12 protein-coding genes and 1 tRNA gene are annotated in these 9,058 nt (G+C 66.8%); 8 read left to right on the forward strand and 5 right to left on the reverse strand.

All coding sequences use genetic code 11. The annotated features are described in order from the left end of the window. Positions 1 to 15 precede the first annotated feature (15 nt). Both FDA38_RS20075 and FDA38_RS20080 read left to right on the forward strand, forming a co-directional pair. Positions 16 to 552, forward strand: coding sequence for a GNAT family N-acetyltransferase (locus FDA38_RS20075; RefSeq protein WP_137255639.1), 537 nt, complete (start codon positions 16 to 18; stop codon positions 550 to 552). A gap of 78 nt (positions 553 to 630) precedes the next feature. After that, positions 631 to 1,401, forward strand: coding sequence for a maleylpyruvate isomerase family mycothiol-dependent enzyme (locus tag FDA38_RS20080; RefSeq protein WP_137255640.1), 771 nt, complete (start codon positions 631 to 633; stop codon positions 1,399 to 1,401). On the opposite strand, the gene FDA38_RS20085 is transcribed toward FDA38_RS20080, so the two are convergent. Then, entirely contained in the window at positions 1,395 to 1,847 is a 453-nt protein-coding gene (locus FDA38_RS20085) for a DUF4395 domain-containing protein (RefSeq protein WP_137255641.1), read from the reverse strand. The genes FDA38_RS20080 and FDA38_RS20085 overlap by 7 nt on opposite strands. 185 nt (positions 1,848 to 2,032) lie before the next feature. Here FDA38_RS20085 and FDA38_RS20090 point away from each other — a divergent pair, with 185 nt between their 5' ends. Next, positions 2,033 to 2,662 (forward strand): glyoxalase superfamily protein, encoded by a 630-nt coding sequence (locus FDA38_RS20090; RefSeq protein WP_137255642.1) that lies wholly within the window; start codon positions 2,033 to 2,035, stop codon positions 2,660 to 2,662. Positions 2,663 to 2,821: 159 nt separating this feature from the next. Here FDA38_RS20090 and FDA38_RS20095 read toward each other — a convergent pair whose 3' ends face one another. After that, on the reverse strand, positions 2,822 to 3,247 hold the full coding sequence (locus tag FDA38_RS20095) for an SMI1/KNR4 family protein (protein WP_137255643.1): 426 nt from the start codon (positions 3,245 to 3,247) through the stop codon (positions 2,822 to 2,824). Positions 3,248 to 3,563: 316 nt separating this feature from the next. Here FDA38_RS20095 and FDA38_RS20100 point away from each other — a divergent pair, with 316 nt between their 5' ends. Continuing rightward, entirely contained in the window at positions 3,564 to 4,019 is a 456-nt protein-coding gene (locus FDA38_RS20100) for a kinase (RefSeq protein WP_202877768.1), read from the forward strand. Between the two features lie 185 nt (positions 4,020 to 4,204). Here FDA38_RS20100 and FDA38_RS20105 read toward each other — a convergent pair whose 3' ends face one another. Further along, on the reverse strand, positions 4,205 to 4,531 hold the full coding sequence (locus FDA38_RS20105) for a hypothetical protein (RefSeq protein ID WP_137255645.1): 327 nt from the start codon (positions 4,529 to 4,531) through the stop codon (positions 4,205 to 4,207). Between the two features lie 146 nt (positions 4,532 to 4,677). Here FDA38_RS20105 and FDA38_RS20110 point away from each other — a divergent pair, with 146 nt between their 5' ends. Then, the gene (locus FDA38_RS20110; protein ID WP_137255646.1) at positions 4,678 to 5,010 is read left to right on the forward strand and encodes a hypothetical protein; all 333 of its coding nucleotides are present in this window, start codon (positions 4,678 to 4,680) and stop codon (positions 5,008 to 5,010) included. A gap of 160 nt (positions 5,011 to 5,170) precedes the next feature. Here FDA38_RS20110 and FDA38_RS20115 read toward each other — a convergent pair whose 3' ends face one another. Together FDA38_RS20115 and FDA38_RS20120 are read right to left on the reverse strand one after the other, a co-directional pair. After that, the gene (locus FDA38_RS20115; RefSeq protein WP_137255647.1) at positions 5,171 to 5,830 is read right to left on the reverse strand and encodes a GNAT family N-acetyltransferase; all 660 of its coding nucleotides are present in this window, start codon (positions 5,828 to 5,830) and stop codon (positions 5,171 to 5,173) included. A 74-nt stretch (positions 5,831 to 5,904) separates the two neighbouring features. Next, positions 5,905 to 5,977: transfer RNA gene (locus tag FDA38_RS20120), tRNA-Arg, on the reverse strand. Between the two features lie 109 nt (positions 5,978 to 6,086). On the opposite strand from FDA38_RS20120, the gene FDA38_RS20125 reads away from it, so the two are divergent. The 3 genes from FDA38_RS20125 to FDA38_RS20135 all read left to right on the forward strand — a co-directional run bounded on the left by FDA38_RS20125 (position 6,087) and on the right by FDA38_RS20135 (position 8,982). Then, positions 6,087 to 6,641 carry a hypothetical protein gene (locus FDA38_RS20125; RefSeq protein ID WP_137255648.1) on the forward strand — a complete coding sequence of 185 codons (555 nt, stop codon included), beginning with the start codon at positions 6,087 to 6,089 and terminating at the stop codon, positions 6,639 to 6,641. A gap of 491 nt (positions 6,642 to 7,132) precedes the next feature. Then, positions 7,133 to 7,717 carry a hypothetical protein gene (locus FDA38_RS20130; RefSeq protein WP_137255649.1) on the forward strand — a complete coding sequence of 195 codons (585 nt, stop codon included), beginning with the start codon at positions 7,133 to 7,135 and terminating at the stop codon, positions 7,715 to 7,717. After that, the gene (locus FDA38_RS20135; RefSeq protein WP_137255650.1) at positions 7,714 to 8,982 is read left to right on the forward strand and encodes a hypothetical protein; all 1,269 of its coding nucleotides are present in this window, start codon (positions 7,714 to 7,716) and stop codon (positions 8,980 to 8,982) included. The genes FDA38_RS20130 and FDA38_RS20135 overlap by 4 nt, the downstream gene beginning before the upstream one ends. Positions 8,983 to 9,058: the final 76 nt, after the last annotated feature.

Genomic DNA, 9,058 nt, shown 5'->3' on the forward strand with positions numbered 1-9,058 from the left:
TGTTAGCGTGCGCCGGTGGACGATCTGGGATCCGTACCGTGGCCGCCGACACCGATCAAGACCGAGCGTCTCGTACTGCGAGAGCCCGAGGCCCGCGACCGTACGATGTTCATCGACCTCCTCGCCTCACCCGAGGTGAACACGTACCTCGGCGGCCCGCGCCCCCGCGACGAGCTCGAACGCGAAACGCCTGACGTCCCCGAGCGCTGGCCCGGCAGCTTCGTCGTCGAACTCGACGGCACGATGATCGGCTGGATCCTGCTCCGCCGGGCAACCGACCACCGCCGCCCCGCCGCCACGGGCAAGGCCGACCTCGGCTACCTCTTCCTCCCCCACACCTGGGGCAACGGCTACGCCCGCGAGGCCTGCACCGCAGCCCTCACCTGGTTCGACACCACCCACCCAGGCGAACCGATAATCCTCACCACCCAATCCGCCAACCTCAGCTCCATGCACCTCGCCGCAGCCCTGGGCTTCACCGAACTCGAACGCTTCGAAGCCTGGAATGCCGAACAATGGCTCGGCCAACGCCCTCCGGCGAGCACCGTCTGACCTCGCGCTGGAGCTGTTGCGACGGACGAGACTCTCGTCCGTCGGAAGAAAGCCGGGCCCTGCGAGGTTGCGGGTGGCATGACCACACTTGTCGACCGCACCGTTGCGGCTCTGCGTGCCAATCACGACACCCTCGCCGCACTGGTACCGACCTTGACGCAGGAACAGCTGAACGGCCGTAGCGGAGCGGAGGAGTGGACAGTCGCTCAGGTTCTCTCGCACCTCGGCAGCGGCGCCGAGATCTTCCGCAAGCCGATCGCGATCGCGGCCGGCGAGCAGGTCCAGCCTGAGGAGAACCAGTCGATCTGGGCCCGGTGGAACGCCTTGTCCCCAGCCGACCAGGCGGCCGGATTCGTCAAGTACGACCAGGCGTACGTCGATGCCGTCGAGGCGCTCAGCGCCGAGAAGCCCGACAGCGCGATCGACCTGGGCATCCTGCCCGAGCCGGTACCGCTGGAGGTCGCGCTCGGGATGCGCCTCAGCGAGGTCGCGAACCACGCGTGGGACGTACGCGTGGGAGTGGACCCGTCCGCGACCGTGGACGCGGCCTCGGCCGACCTACTCATCGAACTCCTCGCCGGCCCGCTGGCCTTCCTCCTGGGCTTCTCCGCCAAGACCGACGAGCTCGAGCGCGAGGTCCGCCTGGCGATCCCCGGCGGCGGCATCACGATCACCGACACGGTCACCGTGACCACGTCTCTCGACGACCCCACAGCCACGTTCGACGGCCCATCCGAGGCCGTCACGCGGCTACTGACCGGACGGCTCCGCGCCGAGTACTCCGCCGGCGTAAGCGTGACCGGCAACGTCACCCTGGACGAACTCCGGAACGTCTTCCCCGGCTACTGACGGATCCGGTGGTAGGCCTTGCAGCCCAAGCACAGCCCGGTGGCTGCGTTGAGGGCTGCGAGGCCGAAGGCGACAGCGGTGAGGCCGTAGCCGGCGACATCGACGCCGAGTACGAAGGTGGCCAGCGCCAGAGCGGTGAACACGAAGCCGACGAACTGGCCGAATCTCTGCGGCCGAGCATCCTCCAACTTCGCCGGCGCTCCGATCCGCGGCCAGATCACCCGGGCAAAGATCTGCGCCCACACCGACCACTGAAAACTGACGAACGCGGTGAACGCAAACACCGCGACCTGGGACGCGAGCAGGCCGAGACTCAACGGCCGGGCAATCTCGACGATGAGCAGTACGACGGCGAGCACGCCCGCCGTAGCCCCGGCGCTGAATCGCAAGAGGCGCGGATCGACATGGGCGCGGAGCGGACACGCACCAATACCGGAGCCGCCCATGTGGTTCTCCAGAGAATGAGATGCCAGCCAGCCGACCCGAATGAGTCTACTCGGCCCTGCACCTGGCAAGTTTCGCCATGGTAATCTGAACCCCGCAGGCGCGGGTTCACCCCGGTCGTAGGGCGCAGCGGCTCACGGAGCCGAAAGGGCAAGGCCCACCTACTTCACACCGAAGAGGGAGCGCCATGCCCAAGCTCGAAACGTACAAGAAGCAGGCGAAACTGCTCGTTCGCTGGCACCGCGAAGGAAACTTCTCGATCGGCGGCCGCATCCGACAGCTCGAGCGCTATCGCACGTTGTCCGACCGCGAAGCACTCGCGCTGAAGTTTCCGCTCACCGAAGCCCAAGAGATCATCGCCCTCGAAGCAGGCTGCGCCAACTGGGCCGAACTCAAGGCGACCACGGAAGCGGCCCCGCCCACCAACGAGCAACCGCAGCCCCAGGACACGGCAGTCGCCAGCGCGAAACCGGTGCTGTACGTCGCCGACGTCGCTGCGGCCGCCACGTTCTATCGGGACCAGCTCGGCTTCCGAATCGACTTCTTGCACGGCAACCCGCCGTTCTACGGCTCGGTATCACGCGACGGCGCGACCTTGCACCTGAAGCTCGTATACGAGCCAGTGTTCGCCGCCGGCGCCGCGGAACGGCAAGGGCTCATCATGGCATTCATCGACACGCCGAACGTCCGCGACCTCTACACGGAATATCAGACCGCCAACGCCGAAATCATCCAGAAACTAACCAAACAAGCCTGGGGCGGCACCGACTTCATAATCCGAGACCCCGACGGCAACGCAATAGCCTTCGTCGGCTGAGGCGCCTGACAACTCAACCTCCATAGTTGCCCCGTCCCCCTACGGAGTGGGCAACAGGTCCCGGGCTGTTATGACGTCTTCCCGCCCCTTGGCCCGGTCAGGCCTCTATCAGGCCGCCGGGACCAAGCTTCGGGATCGGTCCGCAGACAGCCAGGCACGTCAGGTCTTGATCTGCCCCGACAACCATCCCGACCAGAACTCACGAAGGTTCGGTGCGAGTGGTCGTGCTTCTTGCTCGACAGGCGACCAAGTGCAGACGGTGGTTTCACCGTCTAGTCCGACACAGAAGGGATCTCCGGCACCGTCGTCGCCGAAGCCAAGCAACCTCCGCCGAGTCTCGGACTCCCATCCGTTCCAGGCTTCAAGATTCCAGTGCGCAACGTCTCCGAGCCGCCACATCACAAACCACTCGCCCGGCCTGTCCAAGATGCCGTCCGTCGCCGCATACAGTCCGCGCAGCTCGGCTGGGAACGTGATGCCGAGCCGAAGCTCGACGGCCGCGATCTCGCCAGGATCGGCGGGAGGCTGCAGCTCCAGGCGGTCGTCAGCAGCCTGCAGTGTTCGTCGCCAGGTGCCTGCGTCCACAGCGGGAGCCTCTCACGCCAACCTGCGCCGAACACAGAACCCAAACACTCGCGACTTGCCGCTTAACCCACATCGGAGGTCGGACAGCCGGCCAAACCCAGGTCACCGCGGCGCAGGTCAAGAGTCGGCTTGATGCGGGTGGTGACCGTACGATCGAGCGGCCAGGGGACGCTGATCCAGACCGCGTTGGGCTTGCGGCGTTGAGCCGCGCATATCGGGACATGACGGGAGTGGTGGGGTGGGTCTTGACGCTGTTGGTTCGAGTTCGACACGGCTGATCACGTTGCGAGGCAACAGCGGATCGGGGAAGTCGGCGGTGGCCGCCGCCATCCGTGCCGCGCGGCCATCCGGCACGGTTGCCGTCCTCGGGCAAGACGTCATCAGGCGCGACATCCTGGGAACTGGGGACGACGCAGGAGGCCACCCGATCGGGCTCATCGACCTTGCTGGGAGATACCTGCTGGAGCGAGGCTTCGATGTGATCATCGAAGGGATCCTGAACGCGAAGTGGTACTCGCAAATCCTGCCAAGCCTGGTTGCCGATCACCGCGGCGTGTCTCGCAGCTACATCTACGATCTGTCCTTCGAGGAGACCGTCCGCAGGCACTCGACAAAGCCGGTCGCGACGGCCTTCGGCGAAGCCGAGATGCGACAGTGGTACCGCGGCCTCCAACCAATCCCCGACCTCGACGAAAGCGTCATCACGCCAGACGACACCCTGGACGCCACGGTCAGCCGCATCCTCAAAGACTGCTGGCCGTCAGACTCCTAGAACGAGCGCCTCAGCTCCTAGGCCCATCCCGCATCAGGCGCGAGCGATCGGTGTCCGGCGAACCGAGAGCTGTCGTCCCGGCTTCAGGTCGGCATGTCCTCCGGCAGCTCGGTAGTCCTCGGCTCGAGTTGAGCCTGGTGCCGATCGGTGGCCATCCGCTGCTGATGCGTCGGGTCAGAGACCGACTAACTGTCCCCGATCGCCGGCTCGTGAAAGTACGTGACGGGCTTGCCCAAGGCATTGGCGTACGCAATCTCACGGCGGGTGGCCTCCCCGATGTACCCGCCGGGGTTCACGATCCGCACCTCATCCGCGAGGTCGATCCTGCGCAGATGCAGCTCCCCCAAGGCCCGCACGAGCAAAGGATCCAGCACAGACGCCTCGGTGCCCTCCGGAGCCAGAACGATCGCCAGATCGAGCGTCAAGCGCGTGCGCTCACTCGCAAACTCCCTGCCGAAACGCAGCGAACCACACAGACAAACGACCTTCGGACGAACCGGCACGTTGAACATGAACACCCTTCAAGAGCCGAAAACCCCTCCAGCATCCCATCCCGCCGTTGACACCCAGCCAGTGGACGACGTCAGTCGATAGCCCATGCCAGATTCCCGGCGTGAGTTACGAACTCGTCTTCTGGCAGTAGAACGCTTCCCAGACCATGGACCCGGAATCGATCTATCAGGAGCTGCTGAACGAGCGAGGATTGGTCCCGGGTCTCAACGACATACCGCTGGATACCTTTCTCGACGCATTGGTGGCTTCCTTTCCCGGGGCTTCGCGGGAGGCTAACGGCGCCGGTGAGTGGCTCACGTGGGTCAGCCCGAGCCAACGAGCGGGATTCGAAGTCACGTGGTCAGGGCAACACCTTCGAGCCGACTGTCGCGGCATGTCTGGTGGCGACATGAACCGCATCGTGAATGTAGCGATCGGGCTCGGCTGTCCGCTCTATGACCCGCAGGCAGGTGAGCGCGTCGCGTTCGACGGACACTGACCCGCGACCTCGGCACTCGCTCATCGGCAGATGCGTACGTTGGCCGGCTCCCAAAGTTGGTCGCCAGACGTCCAACCTGTCGCGCATCAGCTGATGGGCATGCGTCGCGGACCTGTTGGCGGAGTAGAGGGTCAGGCGAGCGCGGTCGTCAGCTCCGCCATCAGCCGAGGCCGCCGGCACTCTGATCGCGACCCTCTCGACTGCGCACCGGAGGTCGTCGCATCGTCCATTCGTGCGGGAGCGCCGCGAACCACATCACGTCGATGCGCTTGCCCTGCCACACGCTGTGTGCGCGCATCGTTCCCTCGTGTACGAACCCCGCTCGGCGGGCCACCGCAGCTGACGCTTCGTTGTCCGCCTCGACCGTCAGGAAGGCGCGAGCTGCGCCGAGCTCGAACAACCACCGTGTGAGCAGAACCACCGCCCGAGTCGCATACCCACGACCTCGCGCGCCCGGCCCGATCCAGTAGCCGAACTGCGCTACGTCTCCCTTCGACCAGTCATCGACGCCGCAGCAGCCGACCAGGCCACCAGAGGCTGCGTCCGTGATCGCGAAGGCAACACCAGATGGTGGCTCCGCCGCGCCGAACGCCCGCCAGCACGACGCGAACTCGTCGATGATCGCTTCAGCGTCCTCGATCGAGAGCGGCGGAGCCGGTCGTCCGAGTCGGTCATGGGCCCCGTTGTAGCGTCGGATCGCTGGATCGGCGAATGCTTCCGCCATGAACCTGGCGTCATCTCTCGACCAAGGTCGGAGAGTGACCACGCCATCCGAGAGCGACACGACCGGAACGTCGGCATCCGGTTCACGCACGTCCATCGGCTCCGTTCGCACATTTCCCCGGGAGTACGAAAAAGCCCAGGCCAGAGGTACCTGCCTGGGCTTTCACTATGCGCGCTCGGAGGGATTCGAACCCCCAACCTTCTGATCCGTAGTCAGATGCTCTATCCGTTGAGCTACGAGCGCTGGACAACGTCGAGTAACGATACATGGAGGGGGTGGGTGTAGGCCAATCGGCTCTGGAGGGCGGCGCGGTGGCGGGTGTTGGGTGGGTTCTGAGCCCTACGATCCGCGCATGGGTATCGAGGATTTGCTGGGCGGGCGGGATCTGGGGGACGTCAAGAAGGCGGTCGGGTTCGTGCTCGAGAACTCGGACGACTTCAAGAAGGTGCTGGAGCTCGTACGCGGGCTGCCGGACGGGGCGGTCGGGTTCATCGGGCAGTTGCCGGACCTGTTGAAGACGATCGGGACCGGGCTGGCGGAGGCCGGCGAGCAGGCGGCGAAGGCTGCTGGGGCGCTGGTCGGGGACGATGGCGAAGGCGGCGCGCGGAAGGCGCTGACCGGGAGCGCGGGCACGATGAACGCGGCCAAGGACCGGCTGAAGGACGCGGCCGGGATGCTGGCCGGGCTGGCCGGCGAGCTGGACAAGATCCCCGGGATCGGGGATGCGGCGGCCAAGAAGCTGAACGACGGGAGCGGGCAGATCGGCGGGGTCGCGACCGAGGTCGAAAGCCTGGCCGGGAATCTGAAGGACCTGTCCGACATCCTCGGGACGGTCGGCGATGCGCTGAAGGGCCTGGGCACGAAGCTCACTGAGTCGGGCGGTTCGGTCAAGACGCTGCTCGGTTAGCCGGGCGTACGCCGCGGTGCGCGAGACTCTCGTACGACGGGATCGCGCGCACCGGGCGGATCCAACCTCTTGGGCAATCGGGTGCCATTGGCAACCATGCGCAGGTCGGCGGCGCAGGCCTGGCGCTGCAACCACGCGCAAAGTCGGCGGCGAACGCGTGGCGCTGCAACCTTGTGTAGGTTGGCGGCGGACGTTTGGCACTGGACGCGCCCATGCTTCACGCGACAGATCAGCGTGCAAGCCCATCACCACCTCCTGCTCCCCCGACCGCGGACACGCCCCACCACGGCGTAGTCGACGCGGCGGCAGCCGCACGCCGCGCGCGGGAGCGCGCAAGACGCCGGTGGGTGCGTGGGGACGTCGGCAGCAGGTTCGTCGGAACCGCGTGAGGGGGGTTTGCGTCTAAGGCGGGTCCCGGGACCGCCGGGGACATCCGTACGGATGTTGCCTGAGTGGTTAGGGAGGACCTCCGCGTGGTTAAGGTCGCGGGCATGGGTAGGCGACTGGTTCGGGGTACGGCGATCGGGTGTGGGGTGGCTGCTATTGCGGGTGGGGGGATCGGGTGGGCGGTCGGTGAGCCGGTGACGCCTGCGGACATCGTGGCGGCGCGGACGATGCCGGCGGATTTGTGTGCGCGGATCGGGGACGTCTCGAGCCTGTTGCCTAAGGCATCCAATGTGGTGATGACGCAGGTCGGGAGTACGACGATCACCTGCGAGGCGGGCAGCTCCCGGGCGAAGGTGCGCGCGTACACCGCGGCGAGCGTGAAGGTCACGATCACGCCGTACGGCGGGCAGGACGCCGGCGCGGGCAACAAGCCGTTCACGCCGGCGCAGACCGCGAAGAAGGTCTTCACCCGGTCGCCGATGAAGACGCTCGACGAGAACCGGCCGTACCCGACGAAGGTCAGCCGCACCGCGAGCGGCATGGCCGGCGAGTCCTGGGCCGTACACGCACTGGTCCAGCGCGCCGACATCGTCGTACAGGTGGACTACACAGCCAACCCGGTCGACGCCGACGTCGCGCAGAAGGCCGCGCTGGCGCTGGCGGATCGCGCCATCTGGGAGAGCAAGTGAGTACGCCGGAGATCCCGGGCTACCAGCTGGATCAGCGACTGCTCCAGCACCCGCTCGCGGAGTTGTGGCACGGCCGCACGTTCACCGGGATGGAGATCGTCGCGCTCGTGCTCAGCGAGGACGGTGCGCGCGACGCGACCGTCGTGGAGAGGCTCACCCTCGCCAGCCGCGACGCCGCGCTCGTGCCGGGCCAGCAGGATGCCCCGCTCTGGGCGGCCAACTTCAACTTGAGCCGCCCGTACGCGATCACCCAGCTGATCCCCGGCCAGACCGGCGCGGAGCGGCTGATCGACCCGCTCGACGGCATCATCGGCAACGACGACGTCTCCCTGCAGGCGGTCCGCGAACAGCTCACCAGGTACGGCGCCACGCCGCCACCCCTCCCCCTGCCCGACAACGACCCCACCACGGCACCCGCACCCGCACCCGGCACCACACCCAGCACCGCACCCGGCACCGGCAGCGCACTCGGCACGATCCCGTCGTACGCCGACCGCCCGTACCAACCCCAGCAGCCGACCCCCACGGACCAGTCCAAGATCGACGTCGCCCGTCAATACAGCCGCAAGATCGGCTCCTGGATCTACGCCGTCGTCGCCGTCGTCGTCCTGATCGTCTTCAGCATCACCTACTCGATCGGCTCCGCCATCGGCAGCGCCGTCAAGAAGGACGACCCGGTCGAGGCCACTGCCCCGGCCGTCAGCCCAGAGGCGTACCCAGCCAAGGTGCTGATCCCACCGATCACCATCGTCACGACAGCGCCCTACAAACGCCCCGACGGATCCGCCGGCGTCTTCGGAGCCACGTACGCCGCCGGCGCCGACCTCCAGGTCGTCGCGAACGCCGAGCTGCCGTTCGCGCTCGGCTGGCCGCGGCCGCCGCAGGTGGTGCGGCTGGGTGAGTCCTCGCAGGTGATCCTGCGGAAGATCGTGACCGCGACCGAGTACGACCCGAACGGCCTGAAGAACTCGTTCCAGGCGCAGCTCGCGCTGCACCCGTGCGTGAGCCTGGCGCAGTGCCTGGCCGACCGGCCCTCGTTCGATCAGCTGTGGACGAAGATCTACAAGACGACCGCGCCGGCGACCGCGAAGGACGCGCGGACCTGGCTGACGGTGTCGACGAAGGCGCCGTACACGATCACGATGACGCACGCGTTCCTCAGCGGCGGTCAGTGGTGGCTGGTCGGCGCGATGGTCTACGGACAGGTGGCCGAGGCGCCGGACGTCCAGCGGATCGTCAACGACATCTGGCGGCAGACCAGTTGATCGACCGCAAGATCTGCTGAAACGGCCCGCGCGAACAGCGCGGGCCGTTCTCATTTTCACAAGCGACGCCGGAAAG

It is taken from the genome of Kribbella jiaozuonensis, from assembly GCF_005233875.1.
GTDB lineage: Bacteria > Actinomycetota > Actinomycetes > Propionibacteriales > Kribbellaceae > Kribbella > Kribbella jiaozuonensis.

Excerpts from the sequence above, each read along its gene's own strand:
- FDA38_RS20080 (WP_137255640.1), top strand. The coding sequence starts at position 631 with ATGACCACACTTGTCGACCGCACCGTTGCGGCTCTGCGTGCCAATCAC.
- FDA38_RS20130 (WP_137255649.1), top strand. The coding sequence starts at position 7,133 with ATGGGTAGGCGACTGGTTCGGGGTACGGCGATCGGGTGTGGGGTGGCT.
- FDA38_RS20090 (WP_137255642.1), top strand. The coding sequence starts at position 2,033 with ATGCCCAAGCTCGAAACGTACAAGAAGCAGGCGAAACTGCTCGTTCGC.
- FDA38_RS20115 (WP_137255647.1), bottom strand. The coding sequence starts at position 5,830 with ATGGACGTGCGTGAACCGGATGCCGACGTTCCGGTCGTGTCGCTCTCG.
- FDA38_RS20110 (WP_137255646.1), top strand. The coding sequence starts at position 4,678 with ATGGACCCGGAATCGATCTATCAGGAGCTGCTGAACGAGCGAGGATTG.
- FDA38_RS20125 (WP_137255648.1), top strand. The coding sequence starts at position 6,087 with ATGGGTATCGAGGATTTGCTGGGCGGGCGGGATCTGGGGGACGTCAAG.
- FDA38_RS20085 (WP_137255641.1), bottom strand. The coding sequence starts at position 1,847 with ATGGGCGGCTCCGGTATTGGTGCGTGTCCGCTCCGCGCCCATGTCGAT.
- FDA38_RS20105 (WP_137255645.1), bottom strand. The coding sequence starts at position 4,531 with ATGTTCAACGTGCCGGTTCGTCCGAAGGTCGTTTGTCTGTGTGGTTCG.